This is a genomic window from Achromobacter pestifer (genome assembly GCF_902859625.1).
Lineage (GTDB): Bacteria > Pseudomonadota > Gammaproteobacteria > Burkholderiales > Burkholderiaceae_B > Achromobacter > Achromobacter pestifer.
In genome coordinates this window covers 802,828-827,994 of sequence record NZ_CADIJX010000001.1, presented here as the reverse complement: position 1 = coordinate 827,994, position 25,167 = coordinate 802,828, and the positions used below count along the sequence as shown (strand labels likewise).

The 25,167-nt window shown below is 66.4% G+C and carries 10 protein-coding genes (1 of these 10 only partly in view); all 10 read left to right on the top strand.

Annotated elements, in window-relative coordinates; genetic code table 11:
- Positions 1-164: 164 nt before the first annotated feature.
- The gene (locus HV753_RS03490; protein ID WP_175173661.1) at positions 165-1,214 is read left to right on the top strand and encodes an amino acid ABC transporter substrate-binding protein; all 1,050 of its coding nucleotides are present in this window, start codon (positions 165-167) and stop codon (positions 1,212-1,214) included.
- Positions 1,215-1,244: 30 nt separating this feature from the next.
- Complete coding sequence (locus HV753_RS03485) at positions 1,245-2,399, top strand: amino acid ABC transporter permease (protein ID WP_175173016.1); 1,155 nt, start codon at positions 1,245-1,247, stop codon at positions 2,397-2,399.
- The gene (locus HV753_RS03480; RefSeq protein WP_175173015.1) at positions 2,396-3,493 is read left to right on the top strand and encodes an amino acid ABC transporter permease; all 1,098 of its coding nucleotides are present in this window, start codon (positions 2,396-2,398) and stop codon (positions 3,491-3,493) included. The genes HV753_RS03485 and HV753_RS03480 overlap by 4 nt, the downstream gene beginning before the upstream one ends.
- On the top strand, positions 3,490-4,245 hold the full coding sequence (locus HV753_RS03475; protein WP_175173014.1) for an amino acid ABC transporter ATP-binding protein: 756 nt from the start codon (positions 3,490-3,492) through the stop codon (positions 4,243-4,245). The genes HV753_RS03480 and HV753_RS03475 overlap by 4 nt, the downstream gene beginning before the upstream one ends.
- A gap of 179 nt (positions 4,246-4,424) precedes the next feature.
- Positions 4,425-4,649, top strand: coding sequence for an MbtH family protein (locus HV753_RS03470; RefSeq protein ID WP_175173013.1), 225 nt, complete (start codon positions 4,425-4,427; stop codon positions 4,647-4,649).
- 2 nt (positions 4,650-4,651) lie between these two features.
- Positions 4,652-5,398 carry a thioesterase II family protein gene (locus HV753_RS03465; protein WP_175173012.1) on the top strand — a complete coding sequence of 249 codons (747 nt, stop codon included), beginning with the start codon at positions 4,652-4,654 and terminating at the stop codon, positions 5,396-5,398.
- Complete coding sequence (locus HV753_RS03460; RefSeq protein WP_175173011.1) at positions 5,376-6,113, top strand: 4'-phosphopantetheinyl transferase family protein; 738 nt, start codon at positions 5,376-5,378, stop codon at positions 6,111-6,113. The genes HV753_RS03465 and HV753_RS03460 overlap by 23 nt, the downstream gene beginning before the upstream one ends.
- Positions 6,110-7,075, top strand: coding sequence for a TauD/TfdA family dioxygenase (locus HV753_RS03455; protein ID WP_175173010.1), 966 nt, complete (start codon positions 6,110-6,112; stop codon positions 7,073-7,075). Before HV753_RS03460 ends, HV753_RS03455 begins: the two co-directional genes overlap by 4 nt.
- Positions 7,076-7,104: 29 nt before the next feature.
- Positions 7,105-15,627 (top strand): non-ribosomal peptide synthetase, encoded by an 8,523-nt coding sequence (locus HV753_RS03450; protein WP_175173009.1) that lies wholly within the window; start codon positions 7,105-7,107, stop codon positions 15,625-15,627.
- Positions 15,627-25,167, top strand: partial view of a non-ribosomal peptide synthetase gene (locus tag HV753_RS03445; RefSeq protein ID WP_175173008.1) — the 5' portion only. It continues 1,631 nt past the right edge of the window; the window shows 9,541 of its 11,172 coding nt (coding positions 1-9,541); it begins with the start codon at positions 15,627-15,629; its stop codon lies beyond the right edge, outside the window. Before HV753_RS03450 ends, HV753_RS03445 begins: the two co-directional genes overlap by 1 nt.

Here is a 25,167-nt window from a genome sequence, read left to right as displayed (position 1 = left end):
GGAAGCGTCAGGAAAAAGTATCCACAAGAAGCATCCACAAACAGCAACCGCAAGAAGCACCCACAAAAAGCGCCAGCAAGAAAGCAATCAAAGGCGCTCCATCAACCGCAAGGGGAATTGCCGTGTTTAGTTTCAAGCAGATTTACCGTTCCATCGCCTTGGTCATGGCCGTATGCGCGCCACCCGTCTCGATCGCCCAGGGCACCGCCGCGGCACCCGCCGAAGGCGCGTCGCCCGTGGCGGCGGCCGTCGCGCAGACCAACAGTCCCACGGTCGACCAGATTCGCGCCCGTGGCTATGTCATCTGCGGTTCCGGCCATGGCACCACGGGGTTCTCGGCGCCGGACAAGGACGGCAACTGGAAGGGCCTGGACGTGGACACCTGCCGCGCCATCGCCATCGCGGTGCTGGGCGACGCCTCCAAGGCCCGCTTCGTGCCATTGACCGGCCAGCAGCGCTTGACCGCGTTGCAGACCGGCCAGATCGATGTCTTGCCGCGCACCACGTCATGGACCTTGCGGCGAGATGCCAATGGCATCAATTTCACGTATCCCAATTACTACGAATTCGACGCCTTCATGGTGCGCAAGGATCTGGGCATTACCCGCACGCAGGACATGGGCGGCGCGACCATTTGCGTGCAGACCGGCTCGACCAATGAAGTGACGGTGGCTGACCTCTCGCGCAAGTTCAAGCTCGGCCTGAAGACGGTGCTGTTCGACAACGTGGCCGCATCGCGGCAGGCATTTTTCTCGGGGCGTTGCGATGGCCTGATCACGGACGCCTCGGCGTTGGCCGCGGTGCGTGCCACGCAGGCGCAGAATCCCGACGACTACGTGATCTTTCCGGCCAGCGGCCACAGCGAAGCGCTGACGCCGTCCGTGCGCCACGGCGACGACCGCTGGTTCGACATCGTCAAGTGGGTGATCCAGGTGCCGATTGCCGCGGAAGACATGGGTATCACCCAGGCCAACGTGGACGACATGCTGAAATCCGGCGACCCGCGCATTGCCCGCTTTCTGGGCGTGGAACCCGGCAACGGCAAGGCGTTGGGGCTGGACGAGCGCTGGGCCTACAACATCGTCAAGCAACTGGGCAACTACGGCGAAATCTTCGAGCGCAACGTCGGCAAGAACAGCCCGATGAAGCTTGAGCGCGGCATGAACCGCCTGTACCGCGACGGCGGTCTGATGTACCCGTACGTCTTCAACTGATCCGGCCGCGTCCTGGCCTGGAGGCTCATCATGTTGAAGCGACTTTGGTTTGACGGCCGGGCGCGTGCCGTCTTGATGCAGGTATTGATCGCCTGCGGATTTCTGGGGACCGTCGGCTGGCTGGCCTGGAACGCGCGCGTCAACCTGACGCAACGCGGCATTGCGATGGGGTTCGACTATCTGGGCGAAGCAGCACGGTTCCCCGTTCCGGAAAGCCTGCTGGCCTATCAGCCGACCGACAGCTACGGCCACGCTTTCCTGGTGGGGCTGGTCAACACCTTGTACATCTCGGTGCTGGTGATCGTGGCGTCCACGTTGCTGGGCTTTGGCCTGGCGCTGGCCCGGCGCAGCAAGCACCCGCTGGTGGGCGCGATTGCCACGGTCTACCTGGAAGCCGTGCGCAATACGCCGCTGGTCGTGCAATTGCTGTTCTGGTACAGCCTCGTCACGATCAATCTGCCCTCTGCGCGGCAGGCGTTGCAACCGCTACCGGGCGTGTTCCTGTCCATTCGCGGCCTGTTCTTTCCCAGCGTGTCGTTGCAGGGAAACACGCAAGCGCTGGGATGGGCGTTGGCGCTGGCGGCGGTCGTGCTGCTGGGCGCATGGCGCTTGGCGCGGCGGCCAACGGCAACTTCCCGCGCGGTGCCCTGGCGTGGCCTGGGCGTGGCGGCTGCGCTGGCGGTGGTGGTGGCGGGCGCCAAGTGGGGCGGCATCACGCTGCACACGGATACGCCTGCATTGCGCGGCTTGAACTTCGTGGGAGGAACGGCGTTCACGCCGGAATTCACCGCCTTGCTCGTCGGGTTGACGATCTATTCCGCCGCCTTCGCGGGCGAGATCATCCGTGGCGGCATCGACGCCGTGCCGGCCGGGCAGTGGGAGGCGGCGCATTCGCTGGGCCTGAAACCCGGGTCGGCCTTGCGCTGGATCGTGGTGCCACAGGCGATGCGCGTGATCATCCCTCCGATGACTAGCCAATACCTGTCCATCATCAAGAACACGACGCTGGCCTTGGCCGTGGGCTATCCCGACCTGTCATTTGTCATTACGACCACCATCAACCAGACCGGCCAGGCAATCGAAGGCGTGGCGGTCTTGATGGCGGTCTACCTGAGCATCAGCCTGAGCGTGTCGCTGTTCATGAACCTGTACAACCGCCGGATCCTGAGGACGGAACGAGCATGAGCCTGTCCATTCCTTCTCCCGCGCCGCAGCCGATGTTGCGCCCGCCGCGCGACCGCCGCGACACCGTATGGCACCGCTTGTTCGGCAACCTGTTCAGCGCGGTAGCTACCGTGGCCGCGCTGGGGCTGGCGTTGACCGCCGCGGGGCATCTCATCAATTGGGCGGTGATAGACGCGGTGTGGTCCGGCGCCGCCGGTGACGTTTGCCGCAAGACCGATGGCGCCTGCTGGGCCTTTCTGGCCGAGAAGATGCGTCAGATCCTGTTTGGCATCTATCCGCCGGGCGAACAGTGGCGTCCCACCGCCGTATGCCTGTTCATCCTAGCCATGACGGTGTATTCACTCAGCCCGCGCCATTGGCGAGTCCGCACCGCGGTGGCGTGGGTCGCGGGCATGGCAGGGTGCCTCTTGCTGATGCAGGGTGGCGCGCTGGGTCTGGCGCGGGTGCCCACGTCGTCATGGGGCGGCTTGCCGGTGACGCTACTGCTGGCGGTGTGTTCGCTGGGTGCGGGTTTGCCGCTAGGGGTGTTGCTGGCCTTGGGCCGCCGGGGCAGCCTGCCCATGGCGCGCATCATCTGCGTGGGAGTCATCGAACTGATCCGGGGCCTGCCGCTGGTCAGCCTGTTGTTCATGGCGTCCATCGTGCTGCCCATCATGCTGCCAGCCGGCATGACCATCGACAGCCTGCTGCGTGCCGGCATCGCGTTGACGATCTTTTCGGCGGCCTATCTGGCAGAGGTGATCCGGGGCGGCCTGCAAGCCATTCCGGCTGGGCAGGCGGAGGCGTCCCGCGCGCTGGGGCTGTCATGGTGGCAGATGACGCGCCTGGTGGTGCTTCCGCAGGCGTTGCGCAAGGTCATCGCGCCATTGACGAATACCGCGATCGTCATGATCAAGAACACCAGCCTGGTCCTGATCGTGGGCTTGTTTGACCTGTTGAGCTCGGGGCGTGCCGCGTTGACGGATCCCGCCTGGCCCACGCCCTACGTCGAAACCTATCTTTTCATCGCATCAATCTATTTCTGCATCTGTTTTAGCCTGTCGCGGTATTCCATGTGGCTGGAGCAACGCTATAAAAAAGGGGACCTTCGATGAGCACGCCATCCGGCGCGATCCCGCCCGCCATCTCGATCACGGGCATGAACAAATGGTATGGAGACTTTCACGTTCTTCAAGATATCGATCTACAGGTCAGGGCAGGGGAGCGGCTGGTCATCTGCGGCCCCTCCGGCTCGGGCAAGTCCACGATGATCCGCTGCATCAATCGGCTGGAACGGCATCAGCAGGGCACGATCGTCGTCAATGGCGTGGAACTCACCGACGACTTGCGTGCGGTGGACGGGGTGCGCACGGATGCCGGCATGGTGTTCCAGCATTTCAACCTGTTCCCGCACCTGACTGTGCTGGAGAACTGCATCCTGGCGCCGGTGCAGGTCCGGCGCATGCCGCGTGCCCAGGCCATTGAACTGGCCATGCGCTATCTGGAGCGCGTCCGCATTCCTGACCAGGCCAACAAGTATCCCGGCCAGTTGTCGGGGGGCCAGCAGCAGCGCGTGGCCATCGCCCGGTCGCTGTGCATGCAGCCGCGCATCATGCTGTTTGACGAGCCGACATCGGCGCTGGATCCGGAAATGGTGAAGGAAGTGTTGGACACCATGACGTCCCTGGCGGATGACGGCATGACCATGTTGTGCGTGACCCATGAAATGGGGTTCGCGCGCAAGGTTGCGGATCGGGTGGTTTTCATGGATGGGGGACGGATTATTGAAATGGCCGAACCCGAGCGGTTCTTCGAGCATCCCAGGCACGAGCGCACCCGCGCTTTCCTGGAGCAGATCCTGCATTGAGGGCCTGACCGCGCTGGCCGCGAGCCGGCGGCAGGGGTAGCAAGGCAGGCAGGCTGGCCATGAACGCCTAAACAAAGTCTGGGCTGGTTCGTCAGGTGGATAGATGCAGATTTTCCGTAAAGCCGGAATGGTCTGTCCCCTGGCGCCGCAAGCGCCGTGTGCTCTGCGAGGACCCTGACATGAGTTGTTTTGATCGCGAAGGCGCTACGTTCCGCGTCCTGGTCAACGAAGAAGAACAGTATTCGATCTGGCCCGACTACAAGGCCATTCCCGCGGGCTGGCGCGATACCGGCACCCTGGGCGACAAGGCGGCCTGCCTGGCCTATGTCGAATCGGTCTGGACCGACATGCGTCCCAGTTCGTTGCGCCGCCATATGGAAGCCCAGTCGATCGGCCAGGCGTGACCATGGCCGCGCCCATCACGCTGCTGTGCCTGCCTTGCGCCGGGGCCAGCGCCACCATGTACTTGCGCTGGCGTCGTTTGCTGCCCGCCTGGGTGCGGGTGGAACCGGTGGAATTGGCCGGGCGCGGCAGCCGCATCAACGACCCGTTCAGCGCCGGCTTCGAGGCCGCGGTGGACGATATCTGCGCCCGTGCGCAGCCTTGGGTCACTGGCCGCTATGCGCTTTACGGCCACAGCATGGGCGCCTTGCTGGCCTATGGGGCGACCCGGCGCCTGCGCGCATTGGGCATGCCGGCTCCCCAGCTTCTGATCGCCTCCGGCAGCGCCTCGCCGTCAGCCCGGGACAACTCCCGGCTGGAGCGCATGCGCGGGCGCGGCGATCTGCTGGAAGACCTGCGCCGCCAGGGCGGAACGCCGCAAGCCGTATTCGACGACGAGGAACTGCTGGCCCTGACACTGGCGGTGCTGGAAGCAGACTACGCGCTGTGCCTGGACTATCAACACCATGATGAAGCGCCGCTGGCGCTGCCCGTCCACGTGATGGGCGGCCGGCGTGATGACATCGCGCCGGAACGGCTGCGGGCGTGGCAGGACGTGGCGCGTCACCCGGTCACGCTGGATTACTTCGACGGCGGCCACTTCTTCATCCGCGACAGCGAACCCGCCGTGCTGGCCGCGATCACCGCGCATCTGGGCCGGCCGTTGGCAGCAAGCGAAGGAATCCGCCATGCAAGCCTTGATGCGGCCTGAACCGGCGCCGGCGGACATCACGGTATGGCGCCTCGCGGTGGGGCGCGTCCGCGCCGAAGACTGGCTGGCGCTGACGTCCGCCGAGCAAGACCGCGCCCGCCGATTCCACCGCGATGCCGACCGCGCACGCTACGTCGGCGCACGCGCCGGATTGCGCCGTCTGCTGGCCCTGCGCCTGAACCTGCCGGCGGCGCGAGTGCCGCTGTTGGCCGGCCAGCACGGCAAACCCGCGCTGGCGGAACCGCTGGGCGCGCATTGCCATTTCAACCTGAGCCACGCCGGCCACTATGCGCTGGTGGTCATGTCCGACCGTCGCGAAGTGGGCGTGGACGTGGAGTGCGAGCAAGACACCGGCGATCTGGAACCGCTGGCGGACTATGCCTTGCTGCCTGCCGAGCGTACCGGCTGGCGAGGCTTGCCCCAGGCCGCGGCGTTCCTGCGGCGCTGGACCGGCAAGGAAGCCGCCCTGAAAGCATGGGGCGTGGGCATTGCCCAGCATCTGTTGCAGGTGCAGGTCCATCCCGGCCGGCACGTCGGGGGGATCACGGTTCAGGCGTCCTGTGCGGACTGGCCTTTGTGTGAAGCCTGCGAACTGGCGATGCCTGCCGGTTACGTGGCCGCATTGGCCTGGTTGCCCGCCGCCGGTGATCCGGAGGATCGCGCCGGCGCCCCATCGCCATCGCGCGCTCAGCGCGCCCCAGGAATTCAACCATGAATCATTTTCTGAGCAAGGCCCCCGGCAATAACCAGTTGCCGGTGCTGTATACGCCCCAGACACCCGGGCAAGCGCTGTTGGCGGCGTTGCCGGTGCTGGCGGATGAACTTTCGCGCTCGCTGCGCGACGTGGGCGGTGTGCTGCTGCGTGGCTTTGCCGTGCCGTCGGTCGAGGAATTTCGCGCGTTCGCGGCCGGTTTCGGGCATCCGCTGCTGAGTTACGAGTTTGCCTCCACGCCCCGCAGCGCGGTGCAGTCTGGCGTGTATACCTCCACGGAATATCCCGCGCACCAACATATCCCGCTGCATAACGAGCAGGCCTACACGCGCGAATGGCCGATGAAGATCTGGTTCCATTGCGTGACGGCCTCGCCGGTTGGCGGGGAAACGCCCATTGCCGATAGCCGCGCCATCTATCGGAACATGCCGGCCGTCATTCGCGAGCGCTTCGCCGCCGGCCTGATCTACGAACGCAACTACGGCGAATTCGACGTGCCGTGGCAAAAGGTCTTCAACACCGATGAGCGCAGCGAAGTCGAGGCGTTTTGCCAGCGCGCCCGCATCCAGTGGGAATGGAAACCGGACGGCGATCTGCGTACCCGGCAGCATTGCCAAGGCGTGGCGACGCATCCCTGGACGGGCGACATGGTGTGGTTCAACCAGGCGCACCTGTTCCATGTCTCGAACCTTCAACCCGAGGTGCGCGAGTCGTTGGAGGAAGTCCTTGGCGTTGAGAACATGCCGCGCAACGTGTACTTCGCGGACGGGCAAGCCATACCAGACGCGACGTTTGATCAGGTACGCACCGTGCTGGATGAGCAGACCGTCATGTTTGCCTGGCAGGCGGGCGACGTGATGATGCTCGACAACATGCTGGTGGCGCACGCGCGCACACCGTTCCAAGGACCGCGCAAGGTCGTGGTCGCGATGGCCGAATCCCATAGCAACTTCGCCGATTTCTGATTCCGGCGACCTTCCCACAGGTACACGCAATGCAAGCCTCTGAGATCTCCGCGACGATGCTCCCCGCCACCATCGTGGCTCGCGTTCGCGACTTGGCGCGCAGCCGGCCGGACTACACGGCGCTGACCGTCGTTGACGCCACCGGTGAACGCCGCTTCAGCTACGCCGCCCTGGATGCGCGCGTGCGGGCGTTGGCCGCCGTGCTGGCCGACGCCTATGCGGTCAATGACCGTGCGCTGCTGTTGATGGACAACAACGAGCACTATGTCATTGGCTTTTTTGCGTGCATGTACGCAGGGCTGATTCCGGTGCCGGTATTTCCGCCGGAATCCGTGCGGCGGCAACAGTTGGCGCGGGTCGTGGCCATCGCGACGGATTGCGCGGCCCGCTGCGTGTTGACCACGGCTGACCTGCGCGATGCCATCGCCCCTTTTGAAGACCTTTGGGCAGGCGCCGACATGCTGGCGATTGACGGGGAATTGGCCGCGGTCAATCCGCGCCAGGCGGAATTCGAGCCGGACGGCGAACAGATCGCTTTCTTGCAGTACACGTCGGGATCGACCTCCGCGCCCAAGGGCGTGATGGTCAGCCATTCCAATTTGATGGCCAACGAAGCCGCCATCGCAGAACGCCTGGGCGCAAATCCAGGTGACGTCTGGGTGTCGTGGCTGCCGCTTTATCACGACATGGGCTTGATTGGCGGCCTGTTGCAGCCCTTGTACCGTGGGATTCCGTGCGTGCTGATGTCGCCGCGGTATTTCCTGGAACGGCCAATGCGTTGGCCCGAAGCGGTCGCGGCTTATGGGGGCACCCACAGCGGCGGCCCTGATTTTTCCTATCGCCTGTGCCTGGAACGCGCCAAACCCGAGCGTTTGGCGCAACTGGACCTGTCGCGTTGGCGCGTGGCGTTTTCGGGCGCCGAGCCCGTGCGGCACGATACGCTGCGCGATTTTCTGACCACTTTCGCGCCCGCGCGGCTGGCGACAGGCGCGGTTTACCCCTGCTATGGGCTGGCCGAAGCGACGCTGTTGGTGGCCGGCAGCATCAGCGGCGGCGGCATGACGGCCACGGGTTTTGATCCGGCGCTATTGTCGGCGGGCTTGGTATCACCGGCTGAAGAGGGCGGCAAGCTGGTGGCTTGCGGCACCGTGCCTGAGCGCCATGCGGTGCGCATCGTGGACCCGGAATTGCTTGCCGACGCGGGTGACGGTCGCATCGGCGAGATCTGGGTGCACGGCCCCAGTGTGGCGAAGGGGTACTGGAACCGGCCCGACGCCACGGCCGAGACCTTCGTCGAACAGCAAGGCCGGCGCTGGTTGCGAACCGGCGACCTGGGGTTCTTCCATGCCGGCCAGTTGCATATCGCCGGCCGGCGCAAGGACTTGATCATTGTGCGCGGACACAACCTGTATCCGCAGGACATCGAACGGGCGGTGGAAGGCGAGGTCGAAGCGGTGCGAAAGGGCCGCGTGGCGGCTTTCTCGGTGCAAGGGCCGCAAGGCGAGGGCATCGGCGTGGCCGCCGAAGTGTCGCGCGGGCTTCAGAAGCTGGTACCGCCAGAGTCGTTGCGCGACGCCATCAGCCAGGCCGTCGGCGCCGCCTGCGGTGAACCGGCCACGGTGGTCGTGCTGCTCAACCCGGGCGGCTTGCCCAAGACGTCCAGCGGAAAGCTGCAACGGTCTGCCTGCCGCGATGGCTGGCGCACCGGCGAACTGGATGCCTATGCGGTCTTCGAGCAGGGACAACGCCGCGATGTGGCCGCCACGCCCGCACCGGCTGCAACAGGTTTGGACGATCCAGACGCGCTGGCGTTGGCCGGGATCTGGCGCGATGCCCTGGGCGGTGGCACGCCCGATGCACGGGCGAACTTCTTCTCGTGCGGTGGCAATTCGCTGGCTGCTGTGCAAATCGCCGCGGCCATTTCGGCTCGATGGAATATCGCGGCCACGCCTCGCCTGGTGTTCGACCATCCCGAACTGGCGGGATGCGCTGCACGCATCCGGGAACTGACGGCGAACAATCAGTCGCCAGTATCCGCCACCGGGGGAATGGACGGTCCCGTCGCCTGCGCCGCTCGCCACGACGGGATGGTGCCGTTGTCTTCGGCGCAGTTGCGCCAATGGTTCCTGTGGCAGCTTGATCCTGGCAGCGATGCCTATCACGTCGGTCAGGCGCTGCGGTTGACGGGGCCGTTGGACGGACCCGGGTTGCACCAGGCGCTGGACGCCCTGATCGCCAGGCACGAGGCGTTGCGCATGCGGTTCCGAGTGCTGGACGACGGCACGCCGGTGCAGCAGCCGGTGGATGCCGACGTCGCCGCGGGCTATGGCGCGGTGCGGCAGCGGGATGTGCGCCAGAGCGACCTGGCGGCCGCGCGCGCGCAAGCCGATGCGATCGTGCGATTGGCATTCAAGACGCCGTTCGACCTGGAACACGCCTTGCCGCTGCGCGCCGAGCTGCTGCGCGTGGATGATGAAGAACATGTCCTGGTGCTGGTCGCGCATCACATCGTGGCCGACGCCGTGTCGATGCAGGTGTTGTTCGAGGAATTGAATGCCTTGATGGAAGGCCGGTCCTTGGCGCCCGTTTCCCTGCCGTTCGCGGATTACGCGGCATGGCAGCGGGCGCAGCTGGATGCGGGCCGCTGGGACGGGCAACGTGATGATTGGGTCCGGTTGCTGGGTGGCGACCAACCCACGCTGGCGCTGGCAACCGACCGGCCACGCACGCCGGAAGGCCGTTATCAGGCGGCGCGCTATGACCTGGAGATTGCGCCGGACCTGGCGGCGCGCGTGCAGGCCGCGGCCCGTGCCGGCCAGGGATCGGCCTTCATGCAGCTGCTGGCCGCCTTCCAGGCCGTGCTGTATCGCTACACCGGCCAATCCGATGTGCGGGTTGGCGTGGCGGCGGCCAACCGGGCGTTGCCGGCGCTGGCGCGCACGGTGGGCTTCTTTGTCAACACACAGGTGCTGCGCGGGCAACTGCGCGGCCGCATGGCCTTGCGCGAGCTTGCCGCTCAGGCACGCGACACCGTGTTGGATGCCCAGGCTCGCCAGGATTATCCGTTCGATGGCGTGGTCGATGCCATCCAGCCCGAACGCGGCCTGGGCCAAAGCCCGCTATTCCAGGTGATGATGAATCACCTGCGGGAAGAGTCAGGTTCGCGCTTGGCGTTGCCCGGCGTTGAGGTTGCCACGCTGCCGCAGCCCGACAACGCGGCGCAGTTTGAACTGACGTTGGAAACGCGCGAAGCGCAGGATGGCGCGCTGGGCGCCTCGTTGATCTACGCGCGCGATCTGTTCGACGCGGACACCATGGGGGGCTTTGGCAACGCCTTGATGAAGGTGCTGGGCCAATTGGCCGACGCGCCCGATCTGACGCTGGATGCGCTGGACATTCTGGACCCTGCGGCGCGTGACGCGCTGCTGGCCGCTGGGACGGGCGCCTGGCCGCCGCGCGCCTTCACGCCCGTGCATCGCTTGATCGAAGACCATGCCGCCCGGACGCCGCAAGCCTTGGCGCTGATCGCGGGCGATGCCCAACTGAGCTACGCGCAACTGAACGAGCAGGCGAATCGGCTGGCGCATCTGCTGATCGCCAATGGCGTGGGCGCGGATGTGGCGGTGGGGATCGCGTTGGGCCGAGGCGCGGACATGATCGTCGCCATGCTGGCCGTGCTGAAGGCCGGTGGCGTCTATGTGCCGCTGGATCCCAGTTACCCCGCCGCGCGGCTGGCGCACATGATGCAAGACAGCCGATTGCGGCTTGTCCTGTCGCAGCGCGCCGTGGTGGATGGGCTGGCGTTGCCCATGGATGTGCCATGGCTGGTGCTCGATGGCGAAGCGGTCGCCCACGCCGCCCGCCAGCCCGCGCACAATCCGGCACGCACGATCCATCCTGCCCAATTGGCCTATCTGATCTATACGTCGGGGTCGACGGGCCTGCCCAAGGGCGTGGCCGTGCCGCACGGCCCGCTGTCGATGCACATCCAGGCCATCGGCGCGATGTACGGCATGACCCCCGCCGACCGCGAGCTGCAATTCGCGTCGATCAATTTTGACGGGGCGCATGAACGATGGCTGACGCCATTGGCGTTTGGCGGCGTCTTGATCCCGCGCGACGACGAACCGTGGTCCGTGGAACGCACTGCGGCCGAGATCGCGCGTCATGGCGTGACGGTCGCGTGCTTTACCCCCAGCTACCTGCATCAATTGGCGGAAGCGCTGGGCGAGGAGGCGGCCGTCTTGCCGATCCGTTCCTACACGGTTGGCGGCGAGGCCACGTCGCGCACCACGCTGGCCCTGATCCAGAACACGCTGCGCCCACCGCGCGTGATCAATGGCTACGGGCCGACGGAAACCGTCATCACGCCGCTGATTGCCAAAGCGTATCCGGACACGCCCAACGAGGCCGCGTACATGCCCATCGGCAAGCCCGTCGGCGACCGCCGCGCCTATGTGCTGGACGCCGACCTGAATCTGTTGCCGCCAGGCGCGGCGGGCGAACTCTACCTGGGCGGGGAGGGCTTGGCCCGCGGCTATCTGAACCGGGCCGGACTGACCGCTGAACGCTTTGTGGCTGATCCCTTCCTGGGTGGCGGCGCGCGCATGTACCGTAGCGGCGACCTGGCACGCTGGGGCAAGCACGGCCAGATCGAGTACTTGGGGCGGGTGGATCACCAGGTGAAGATCCGCGGCTATCGCATCGAGCTTGGTGAAGTCGAGACCCAGTTGCTGGCGCAGCCGGGCGTGGGGCACGCAGTGGCGGTGGCCACGGGCGGAAAACCGGGCGCGGCCCGACGCCTGCTGGCCTATGTCGCGCCTGTTCCGGGCGCGGTGCTGGACGCGGAGACATTGCGTGCGGGTTTGATGCGGGTACTGCCGGACTACATGGTGCCCGCCCGGATACTGGTGCTGCCCGATCTGCCGCTGAACGCGGCGGGCAAGGTGGACCGCCATGCGCTCCCCGAGGAGCCCGTGCTGCCCGGCACGCAATTCAGCGCACCCAATCCGGGCCTGGAAACCGTTCTGGCAGGCATTTGGGCGGAAGCGCTGGGCGTGGAGCGGATTGGCCGCGACGACAACTTCTTTGAACTGGGCGGCGATTCCATCCTGACGCTCAAAGTGGTGGCGCTGGCGCGGCAGGCGGGTCTGGTTCTGACGCCCAAACAGTTGCTGCAACAACAAACGCTGGCTGCCCTGGCACCCGGGGTTCATGCGGCGGATGGCATGGCGCGGGCCGATACGGTGGCCGCGAGCGCACGATTGGCGCCTGAATGGTTGGCGCAGTTGCCGGTTCCGGCGGGTGACATCCAGGACGCATACCCCTTGAGCCCCATGCAGCACGGCATGCTGCTGCATACCTTGCGCAACCCGAATTCCGGCATCTACGTGATGCAGGACCGGTACCGCGTGGATGGCGAATTGGATGAGGACGCTTTTGAATGGGCGTGGCAGCGCGTGCTGGAAAACCATCCGGCGTTGCGCGCCACCTTCCATTGGCAATGGGCGCACGAACCGGTGCAGATCATCCGGCGCGACGTGACGTTGCCGGTGCAACGGCTGGACTTGCGCGACCTGGGCCATGAGGCCGCCGTTGCGCGATATGAATCGTTGCTGCATGAGGAACTACGCACGGGGCTGCCGCTGGACCAGCCGCCGCTGCTGCGCTTGCGGGTGGCCCGCGTGGCCGACCGCGAATACCGGTGGGCGTTGAGCTTTCATCACATGCTGATGGACGCTTGGTGCCTGTCGCTGCTCTTGACGGACTTCTTCGACAACTATGACGCGCGCCTGGCCGGACAGGAGCCAGTGCGTGCATCCAGCCGTCCCCACCGCGATTTCATCGATTGGCTGCAAGGCCGTGACATCGAGGCGGCGCGGCGCTATTGGCGCGATGCCTTGACGGGTTTCAGCGCGGTGACGCCGCTGCCGGGCCTGCGCAGCGCCGCGGCGGGCGAGGTGTCCGCCATGGTCGATCTGACCAGCACCTTGACCGAGGCGCAGACCACGCAGTTGCAGCGCGTGGCCCAGCAGTGCCGGGTCACGCCGAACACCGTGATTCAGGCTGCCTGGGCGCTGACGCTGGCGCGGCACGCGGGCCAGGACGAGGTGCTCTACGGCGTGACCGTGGCGGGGCGACCGACCGAGATGGCGCAGGCCCAGCAGACGATCGGTATTTTCATCAATACCATTCCGATTCGCTTGCGGCTGCCAATCGGGGGAACCTTGCCAGCGGCGCAATGGATGCGCACGCTGCTGGATCAGAATGCGGAAATGCGCGCGCACGAGCATCTGTCGCTGGCCGAAGTGCAGGGTTTCAGTGACGTGGCGCCGGGCCAGCCGCTGTTCGATAGTCTGGTGGTGTTCGAGAACGCGCCCATCTCCGGGGCCGTGTTCGAGCGCGCCAAGGGCATGGGCCTGAGTTCGCTGGGCATGCGCACCCACACTAATTACCCGCTGACGGTGGTGTTGCTGCCGGGGCCGCGCCTGGCATTGCAGTTGACGTATGACACCCGCCGGCTGGATTCGCAGGCCGTCGGCAGCATGCTGGCGACGTTCCGCGCCAACGTCGAAGCCCTGATGGCCACGCCTGACGCGCCGGTCGCGTCCTTGTTGGCGCCATCGGCGGCCCAGCGCGACCGCCTGCTAGCCGCCGGTCGAGGCCGTCAAGCCGACTATTTCTTCGATGCCGGCTATGTACGCCTATTCGAAGCGCAGGCGGCCCGCTGCGACGGCATCGCCGTGCGCTGCGGCGCGGAGGCCGTGTCCTATCCCGATCTGAACCGCCGCGCCAACCGCATCGGCCAGGCGCTGATTGAACGTGGCGTGCGCGCCGACGACGTGGTGGCGGTGTACTGCGAGCGCGGCATCACCTTCATCGCGTCCGCGCTGGGCGCGTTCAAGGCCGGGGCAGCCTATCTGGGGCTGGACGTACGGCTGCCGCCGCAGCGGGTGGCGTCCATCCTTGGCCAAAGCGGCGCCAAGGTGGTGCTGGTTGGCACGGCCGAAGCTCCGCTGCTGGATGCCGCATTGGCGTTGATGCCGGACCCGCCACGGGTGTTGTGGGCGGAAGAAGCACTGGCCGGCCCGGCGCGCGGACGCGGGCAGGAGCCCGGCAATCCCGGACGCCATGCGCATCCGGACCAGGCTGCGTATCTGATCTTCACGTCTGGCTCGACAGGCGAACCCAAGGGGGTGGTGGTAACGCACCGGGGCATGCTGAATAACCAGCTAAGCAAGGTGCCCGCCCTTGGGCTGAATGCGCAATCCGTCATCGGACAGACCGCCGCGCCAAGTTTCGATATCTCTGTCTGGCAGATGCTGGCGGGGTTGCTGTGCGGCGCCACGGTCGAAGTGGTGCCGGACGAGACCGCGCGCGACCCGGTGGCGCTGTTGCGCCACGCCCAGGCGCGCGGCATCACGGTGCTGGAAAGCGTGCCCACGTTGATTCAAGGCATGCTGGCCACCGAATCCGTGGCCTTGCCGGCCCTGCGCTGGATGCTGCCCACGGGCGAGGCGACGCCGCTCTCATTGGCGCGGGAATGGCTGCATCGCTATCCCGACGTGCCGCTGGTCAATGCGTATGGCCCGGCTGAATGCGCCGACGACGTGGCTTTCTTCACCCTGCGTCCGGATGACCATGAGCCAGGGCCGGGCCTTCCCATCGGCACCGCCGCCGACAACACGCGCCTGATGGTGCTGGATGCCGAGCTGAATCCCGTGCTGCCCGGCGTGGTGGGCGAGATCTATATCGCGGGCGTGGGCGTGGGGCGTGGCTACACGCGCCGGCCAGACTTGACCGCTGAGCGCTTCCTGCCGGATCTGCACGGGGACGTGGCGGGTGCGCGGATGTATCGCAGCGGGGATCTGGGCCGCATGCGGCCAGATGGCGTGCTGGAGTACGCCGGCCGTGCGGATCACCAGGTCAAGGTGCGCGGGTATCGCGTTGAATTGGGCGAGATCGAGGCGCGTCTGGCCGCCTTGCGGGAGATCGGCGAGGCCGCGGTGCAGGCAATCGACGAAGGCAGCGGCACCCGGCTGGTCGGCTATGTGGTCCCGGCAGCGGACTGGCTGCCGCCCGAAGGCGCGCAAGCCTGGCGCGAAGCGTTGCGCGCGGCCTTGGCGCGCGATCTGCCCGACTACATGGTCCCGGGATTATGGGTTCGGCTGGACGCCTTGCCACGCAACCGCAACGGCAAGCTCGACCGCAAGGCCTTGCCCGCGCCCGATCTGAACGAAACCGCCCGCGACTACGTGGCGCCGAACGACGGCCTGGAGACGCAGCTGGCGCAACTCTGGTCGGACGTGCTGGGCGTTGAACGGGTGGGCCGCCTGGACAACTTCTTTGAGCTGGGCGGTCATTCCTTGATGGTCATGCAGGTCACGGCTCGGATTCAGGCGAATTTGGGCAGGCAGGCGCCGATCAATGCCTTGTTCGAGCACCAGACGCTGGCGGAGTTCGCGCGGCATCTGGAGGACTCGAGTGGCGCGGCCGACGCGCAGGCGCTGGATGCCTTGGACGCCTTCATGGATACGTTGGAGAACAACTGATGTCGAATGCCTCGCTCGCGCGCATCGCCGCGCGCTTCGCAACGTTGGGGCTGGCGGAACGCCAGGCGGTCTATGGCAGGCTGCGCGAGCAGGGGCTGTCTTCGGGCCAGTTCCCGATCGTGCCCGCCCGCGCCACGGATCGCGGCGTGCTGTCCCATGCGCAGCAGCGGCAATGGTTTCTTTGGCGCTTGGCGCCGGACTCCACGGCCTACCACATCGCCGGCGGCTTGCGCTTGCGTGGCGACATCGACGCGCAAGCCTTACAGGTGGCGCTGGACGCATTGGCGCAACGACATCCAGCGTTGCGCACCCGCTTTGAGCAAGATGCGCAGGGGGTGCCCACCCAGCACATTCTGCAAACGGCGGCATTGCCGCTAGAGCGAATTGACCTGTCCACGCATGCCGAAGGCGACAGAGAAGCGGCATACGCGCAGGCCGCGGGTGCGCTGAATGCCCGCGCTTTTGACTTGCTTGGCGGGCCGCTGGTGCGCTTCGCCCTGCTACGCGCCGCGTCTGATGACCACGTGCTGGTGGGCGTGTTGCACCACATCGTTGCCGACGGCTGGTCCATGCAAATTCTGCTGGATGAGCTGGCCGCTTGCTACGGCGCGGCGCTTGACGGTGATCAGGCCGAGCTGCCGGCCTTGGATATCGACTATGCCGACTACGCGGCATGGCAGCGCAGCTGGCTGGAGGCGGGCGAAGAAGATCGCCAACTGGATTACTGGCGCGCGCAGTTGGGCGGAGACGACCCGTGGCTGCAACTACCCGGCGATGGGACGCGCGTGCCGGGCAATGCGCTGCGCGCCGCCCGGCAGCCGATCACGTTGCCGGCGGACATGCCCGAACGCTTGCGCCGCGCCTCCCAGCGCGAAGGCTGCACGCTTTTCAGTGTGTTGCTTGGCGCGTTCCAGGTGTTGTTGCATCGCGACAGCGGCCTGGAAGACATTCGCGTGGGCGTGCCCACCGCCAATCGCGGCCGTCAGGACACGGCAGGCCTGGTCGGGCTATTCGTCAATACCCAGGTGTTGCGCAATGTGCTGGCGGGTAGCGACACCCTGGCTGAGGCCGTGGCGCGCGCAAGCGACGCCATGATCCAGGCGCAAGCGCATGGAGAACTGCCACTGGACCGCATCGTGGACGCCTTGGAGTTGACCCGTTCGGCCCAGCGCAATCCGCTGTTCCAGGTCATGGCCAACCATTTGCGCGACGACTATGAGGCGCTGGCCCGCTTGCCGGGCCTTAGCCTGACGCCGTTTGCCGTGCCGCTGGATGACACGCCTTTTGAACTGACGTTGGAAACGCGCGAAGACACCACCGGGGGCCTGACCGCCAGCGTGATCTATGCGGCGGACTACTTCAGCGCCGAACGCATGGCGCGGCTGGCCGAACGGTACGTGCAGGTCTTGAGTGCATGGCTTGAGGCGCCACAGACACGAGTGGCCGAATTGCCTTGGTTGCCGGAGGACGGCATTCGCCAATTGCTGTCGCAGGGCGACGGTGGCGTCGCGGGTAAGGTGTTGACGGTGCCGGAACGGCTGGGCGCGCAAGCAGTCGCTACGCCCGCGGCCGTGGCGCTGGTGATGGGTGACAGCAATCTGACCTACGCCGAACTGGATGCCCGCACGAATCAACTGGCTCATGCGCTGCGTGCGGCCGGGGCCGGTGCGGAAACACGGGTCGGCGTGCTGATGACGCGCTCGGTGGAAATGGTGGTGGCGTTGCTGGGTGTCATGAAGGCAGGCGCCGCCTACGTGCCCATCGACCCGGAATTGCCCGCCGATCGCTTGAGCTATCTGTTTGAAGACAGTCAGGCGAGTCTGCTGTTGACGCAATCGACGTGGCTGGAAACGCTGCCGGCTGGCGCTCCGCCGGCCTGGGCACTGGACCGAATCGATCTGTCCGCGCACCCATGCACGCCGGTAGGCCACGTGCCGCATCCGGAACAAGCGGCCTATGTGATCTACACGTCCGGGTCCACCGGCAAACCCAAGGGCGCGGTCAATCGGCATGGCGCGTTGGCCCAGCGCCTGGACTGGATGCAGCAGGCGTATCCCATCGACGCTGCGGACACCGTCTTGCAGAAGACGCCGTTTGGCTTTGACGTGTCGGTCTGGGAATTCTTCTGGCCGCTGATGGTCGGTGCCCGACTGGCCGTGGCCGAACCGGGTGAACATCGTGATCCGCAAGCACTGGCGGCGCGCATCGCGGCGCATGGCGTGACGACATTGCATTTCGTGCCGTCGATGCTGTCAGCGTTCCTGGCGGGTGGCATTACCGGCGGCTCGATACCCAGTTTGCGTCGCATCGTATGCAGCGGCGAAGCCCTGCCGGGAGAACTGCGCGATCGTTGCTTTGCTGCGCTGCCCGGCGTGGCTTTGAACAATCTGTACGGCCCGACCGAAGCCGCCATCGACGTCACCTTCCACGACTGCGCGTCCGGTGAAAACGGCCCGGTGCCCATCGGTGCCCCCATCACGGGTACCCACGTCCATGTGTTGGACGCAGACCTGAACCTGGCGCCGCCGGGCGTGGCGGGCGAGCTATATCTGGGCGGAGCAGGGCTGGCACGCGGTTATCTATCGCGTCCCGGCATGACCGCTGAACGCTTCGTGGCCAATCCCTTCGGCGCAGGCCGCCTGTACCGCACGGGCGACCGGGTGCGATGGACGGACTCAGGAGAGCTGGATTATCTGGGCCGTTTGGACTTCCAGGTGAAGATCCGTGGCCTGCGCATCGAACTGGGTGAAATCGAGTCCCGGCTGTTGGCGCAAGAGGGTGTCCGTGAAGCGGTCGTGGTGGCAGTGGCGGGGCCTGGCGGTGGTCAACGGCTGGTCGCCTACGTCGCACCGCTTGTCGATACCGATGCGCTGCGCCAAGCCCTGGCCCGCGAACTGCCCGAATACATGGTGCCGTCGCAGATCATTCCCCTGGAAGCCTTGCCCCTCAGCGCCAACGGCAAGATCGACCGCAAGGCGCTGCCCGCACCGGTGTTCGACGACCAAACCGATGCCGCGCCGCCACAAGGTCCGTTGGAAACCGCGATTGCCGGCATCTGGACCGACGTGCTGGGTTGCACCTCGGTCGGACGCGAGGCGAACTTCTTCGAGCTGGGCGGGGACTCGATTCTTAGCCTGCAAATCGTGGCGCGGTTGCGCCAACAGGGCTGGGCGGTCAATCCGCGCGATGTCTTTGAACACCAGACGGTTGCCCGCTTGGCGGCAGTGGCGCAGCCCTTGACTGTCGAGCACGAGCCAGCACGCACCGCGGCAACCGGCGAAGCGAAGTTGTTGCCCATCCAGGCTGAGTTCTTCCGCCAGGCGATGCCGGTGCGCGAGCACTGGAACCAGGCCGTGCTGCTGACGCCGTCCGAACCCTTGGACGAATCCGCATTACGCACGGCGCTGGTGCAACTGGTGAACCATCACGACAGCCTGCGCCTGCGGTTCTATGAAGCATGCCAGGGTTGGACGCAGCGCTACGCAGAAGACGCGGCGCCATCCGATCTGCTCTGGACGGCGCAGGCCGCCGATGCGGATGAACTGAACCGTCAGTGCGACGCTGCTCAACGCAGCTTGAAGTTGGCACAAGGGCCGTTGCTGCGGGCGCTGGCCGTACACATGGCCGACGGCAGCGACCGGCTGCTGCTGGTGGCGCACCACTTGGTGGTGGACGGCGTGTCATGGCGCATCCTGCTGGAAGACCTGCAAGCGGCATACCAGGCGGCGCGTCAGGGCAGGCAGATGGCGTTGCCCGCCAAGACGGCACACTATGCCGAATGGACCAGCTACGTGGCCGGCCTGCGGGACCACATCGCGCCCGCTGAACGCCAATACTGGCAGACGGTGGCGGTGGACACGGCTGGCAGTCGCGGGCCAGCCTGGCTACGGGAGGCGATGGGTCAAGCCGGCCTGGAAGGCGAGCGTGAACAACTGGGGTTCACCCTGGACGCCGCCACCACCCAGGCGTTGCTGCGGCAAGCCCCCTTGGCCTATCGCACCCAAATCAACGATATCTTGTTGACGGCGTTGGGCCGGGTGCTGGCTGAAGGGGCCGATCCCGTTCGCATCGACATCGAAGGGCACGGCCGCGAAGCCGGATCAGAGGCACCTGACATGTCCCGCACCGTCGGTTGGTTCACGACGCTGTACCCGGTATTGCTGGATGTGGGCGGGGAACCGGCCCAGGCGCTCAAGCGCGTGAAGGAGAGCCTGCGCGCGGTGCCACGCAATGGCCTGTCGTATGGGCCGCTGCATGGCGCGTCGCATCAGCCTGCCGCCGTGCTGTTCAACTACCTGGGCCAGTTCGATGGCAGTTTCAACGACGGCGGCTGGCAGCCCGCCGGGCAGGCACCCGGCGCCACCATGGACGCCGGTGCACCGTTGTGGCATGCCTTGTCGGTGGAAGGCCAGGTCTACGACGGCCGTCTTGCAATCAGCCTGGGCTTTAGCGGCCAGCGTTTGCCCAGGGCGCGCGTGCAGGCACTGGCAGACGCTTATCGCGACACGCTGAACGATTTGATTGCCCATTGTGCGCTTGGGGCGCAAGGCGTGACTCCCTCCGATTTTCCGCTGGCGCGTCTGACGCAAAGTCAGTTGGATACGCTGCCCATGCCGGCGGCAAGAGTGGAAGACCTGTTGGGCCTGACGCCCATGCAGGCGGGCATGTTGTTCCATACGCAGTTTGATCCTCAGGGGCAGGCGTATGTCATGCAGTTGCGCGCGGATATCGGCGGTTTGGATCCTGAACGCTTCCGCATGGCCTGGAATCAGGCGCTGGCCTGCCATCCTGCCTTGCGTAGCGGCTTCTTCGCGCACGGCGGCGACTGGCTGCAATGGGTTGCGCGTGACGCGGTATTGCCCTGGACGACGCAAGATGGCCGCGGCGTCCCGCAAGCCGGGCGCGACGCCTGGATCGACGGCTTGGCGTTGGCTGAACGCGAGGCGGGATTCGATCTGGCCGAGCCGCCATTGATGCGTTGCGCCTTGCTGCGCACGACGGAGGATGGCTGGACCTTCTTATGGACCTGCCATCACCTGCTGCTGGATGGCTGGAGCGCGTCGCGCTTGTTGGGCGACGTGTTGCGCGCGTATCAAGGCGCGGCGCTGACCGCGCCCGTGGTGCGCTACCGCGACTATCTGACCTGGCGCGACACCCGTGACGCGGCTGCCACGCAGCAGTTCTGGGAAAGCGAGACCCGTCTACTGGACGAACCCACGTACCTTGCCCCGGTGCTGGGCGGCGGCGACCCTGATGCGCCCGCCACGGGTCACGCTGAGTGGGTGCAAGTGCTGGATGGCGGCCGCACGGACGCCTTGACACGTCTGGCGCGCGAGTCCCGCGTGACGCTGAACACGGTGCTGCAAACGGGCTGGGCACTGCTGCTGCACCGCTTGCTGGGCCGGGACGTGGTGGCCTTTGGGGCCACGACCTCGGGCCGGCCCGCCGGCTTGCCAGGCGCTCAGGACATGCTGGGCTTGTTCATCAACACCTTGCCGGTTGTTGTCCGTAACGCGCTCGGCGACTCCGTTGCCGATAGTCTGCGCGCGCAGCAAAGCCGCCACACGGCCGCGCGCGAGCATGAGCATGCGCCGCTGCATCAGGTGCAGCGCTGGGCCGGGTCGGGCGGACAGGCGTTGTTCGACACGTTGCTGGTGTTCGAGAATTTCCCCATCGATGCGGCCTTGCGTGACGCCGGGCCGGCCGGTTTGAGGCTGGGCGAGGTTGCCATGCGCAGCGGGAATCACTATCCGTTGACGGTACGTATGCTGCTGGACGCGGCAGCGGGCCAGGCGCCCGTGCTGCGTCTGGAGTATCTGTATGATCCCCGCCGCGTCGCGGCGCAAGCCGCCGAACGGATCGCTGGCGCGTATGCGCAGGTACTGCAAGCGCTGGCGGCGAATTCGGGCGCCGCCTTGGGGGACATCGGCTTAGCCGAGGCGGACGCGGCATGGGGCAAGATCAGCGGCGTGACAGACTCTTTCGCAGGGCACACCCCGGCAAGCGCGGTCATGTCCGTCTTGGCACGGTATCTGGAGCAGGTGCGCGACCGGCCGCTGGCGCCGGCGCTGCGGGATGCCGAACAAGCTTGGAGTTACGGGGAACTGGACGGCCGCGCCCGCGTCTTGGCGCAGGCGTTGCGCGCACGGGGCGTGGGGCCGGAATCCCGGGTGGCGGTGTTGGCGGAGCGTTCCTGCGCCAGCGTCCTGGGCCTGCTGGCGGCGTGGCACGCAGGCGCCGCCTTTGTGCCGTTGGACCCGCATTTGCCGGCCGAGCGTTTGGCTTTCCAATTGCGCGACAGCGGCGCCGCGGCACTGTTGGCGCACACGGCGCCCGACTGGGCGCAAGGCGTGCCCGTGCTGGGATTCAAGGTGGATGGCGGTGCGCAGGCACCCGACAGCCTGCCGCCACTGCCACACCCGGCTCAGGCCGCCTATCTAATCTACACGTCTGGCTCCACCGGCACCCCAAAGGGGGTGGTCGTGTCGCACGGCGCGCTGGCGAACTACGCCGAGGCCGTGGCGCGACGCTTCGACGCGGCGCCAGCCGCCAGCATGGCGATGGTGTCCACGGTGGCGGCCGACCTTGGCCATACCGTGTTGTTTGGCGCGCTTTGCCAAGGCAGTGAATTGCATCTGCTGGACGCACGCCTGGCGTTCGACCCGGATGGCTTCGCGGAGTACATGCACGCGCATCGGATCGAGGCGCTGAAAATCGTGCCGGGCCATTTGCAGGCGTTGCTGGCGGCGGCGCAACCCGCGCGTGTCTTGCCCCTGCGCTGGTTGGCGTGCGGAGGCGAAAGCCTGAGCGGCGCCTTGCTGGAACAGATACGTGCGTTGCGCCCGGAATGCCAGGTGTTCAATCACTATGGCCCCACCGAAACGACCGTGGGCGCCATCGCGGGGCGTGCCGAGCCGCTTGCCGATGGCCGGGTGCCATTGGGCCAGCCGTTGGCCGGGCTGCGCGCCTATGTGCTGGATGCGGCGCTGCAACCGGTGCCCGCGGGCTTGGCGGGCGATCTGTATCTGGCGGGTGCGGGCGTGGCGCGCGGCTATCAAGGCCGCCCGGGCTTGACCGCCGATCGCTATGTGGCTGACCCGTTCGTGGCGGGTGAACGGATGTACCGAAGCGGCGATCGCGTCTCTCGCTTGCCGGACGGCCGCTTGCTGTTCCTGGGGCGCGGCGACGACCAAGTCAAGATACGCGGATATCGCGTGGAACCCGGCGAGGTCGCAGAGGCGCTGCGCCAAATGACCGGGGTGGCGCAGGCCGAGGTGCTGGCGTTGCCGGCGGTGGATGGCCGCTTGCAATTGCATGCCTATGTGGCGGGCGCCGCTTGCCCGTCCGCCACGCGACTTCGCGATGCGCTGGCTGCCCGCTTGCCCGACTACATGGTGCCCGCCAGCGTGACACTTCTGGCGGTCTTGCCGCTGACGGCCAATGGCAAGGTGGACCGGCGTGCCTTGCCGGAACCGGGCACGGCCGGGCCCGTCACCGAGGCGGCGGGCGAAGACGCCCCGCACGGTGAAGTCGAAAGCGTGTTGGCGTCGATATGGTCCGAACTGTTGGGCGGAGTGTCCGTGGGCCGGCAGGACAATTTCTTTGAACTGGGCGGCGATTCCATTCTCAGTCTCAAGATGATTGCCCGCGCGCGCAAGCAAGGCCTGCGCATTGCACCCAGGCAGTTGTTCGATACGCCAACGCTGCGCGCGCTGGCGGAGGCGATCGATGGCCCAGACGGGGCGGCGGAATTGACGCTGGCATCGATCTGGTCTGAGCTGCTGGGCGGGGTGAAGATTGGCCGCGATGCGGATTTCTTCACCTTGGGCGGAGACTCCATTCTTAGCCTGAAGATGATTGCGCGTGCCTGCAAGCAGGGGCTGCGCATCACGGCCAAGCAGGTCTTTGAACACACGACATTGCGAGCCTTGGCGGCTGCCGCAACCGTGGATGGACAGGCGTCACCGGCAGCGGCCCGGCCGGCAACGGCCATCGCCGCGCTGGACAATGCGGCTCGTGTGCTGCCCCAGCCGCTGTCGCATGCGCAGCAACGCTTGTGGTTCCTGTGGAAGCTTGACCCCCATGGCAGCGCTTATCACATCGCGGGCGCGCAGCGCTTGCAAGGCATGTTGTCCGCTGACGCATTGCAGGGCGCCCTGAACCATCTGGTCGCCCGCCATGGCGCACTGCGCACGGTTTACCGCGAAGGCGTCGACGGCAGCGTATTGCAACAGGTGCTGCCGGCCAAACCCATGCCGTTGCCATGCATTGAGGTCGGGCTGGATGACGCCCGCTTGCAACACGAGGCCGCGTCCCTGGCTGCGCAGCCCTTTGACCTGGCTGAGGGTCCCGTGCTGCGGGCAGCCCTGTTGCGGCGGGCTCCGGACGACCATGTGCTGGCCATGGTGGTTCACCATATCGCCGCCGATGGCTGGTCGCTGCAACGTCTACAGGATGAACTGGCGCATTGCTATGACGCGCTGTCACGCGGCGCATCGCCCACATTGCCGCCACAGTCCCTGACCTATGCGGACTTTGCGGTCTGGCAACGTCAGACGCTGGCGCAAGGGGAAGGCGAACGCCAACTGGCGTATTGGCGCACCGCGCTATCGGACGACGATCCCGGCCTGCATGTGCCGGGCCGGCGTGCTGGCGTGCAGGGCGGCGTTCAAGGGGGCAGCTTGGGGGCAAGCCTGGCCTCGGCGCAAGTACAAGGCTTGAAGGCGGCGGCGCAGGCGGCAGGCACCACGTTTTTTGCCGTCTTGCTGACGGGCTTGCAGGCAACGCTGCACCGGCTGACGGGGCAGGGCGCCGTGCGCGTGGGGGTGGCCACCGCCAATCGGCATTGGCCGGGCACCGAGGAACTCGTTGGCGTGTTCGTCAATACTCAAGTCGTTCCCAGCCAGGTGTCGGCGGGAACCACCTTGGCGCGGATGCTGCGCGTGGCGGCTGAACAAGTGCGTCAGGCACAACTGCATCAGGATCTGCCATTTGAACAATTGGTAGAGGCCTTGCAACCCGCGCGTGACAGCGGCCGCCATCCGCTGTTTCAGATTCTGTTCAACCATCAGCGCGTCGACCGGGGCATGCCGGATCGGCTGGGCACATTGGCTGTCAGTGAGTTCTCATTAGGCGAAACCGCGCCGCAACTGGAGCTGGCGCTGCATAGCACCGAATGGGAAGACGGCCGGGTTGATCTGGTCTGGCGGTACGACGCGGACTGCTATCCCCCTGAAGCGGTTGCCCGGTTGGCCAGCGACTATCTGGAGACATTGGCACGACTGGCGGCAACGCCGGACACGCTATTAGGGGATGACCTCGCGGTGGTCTCCCGCTCGGCCTTGCTGTCGCAAGGCGACGGCGGCGCGGCGCGGGCGGTGTTGACCGTGCCGGAGCGGCTGGCTGCACAAGCGCTGGCCACACCGGAGGCGGCCGCGCTGGCGACGGGTGCGGCCAGTCTCAGCTACGCCGAACTGGATACCCGCACGAATCAGCTGGCCCATGCGCTGCGTGCCGCCGGGGTGGGTGCGGAAGCGCGGG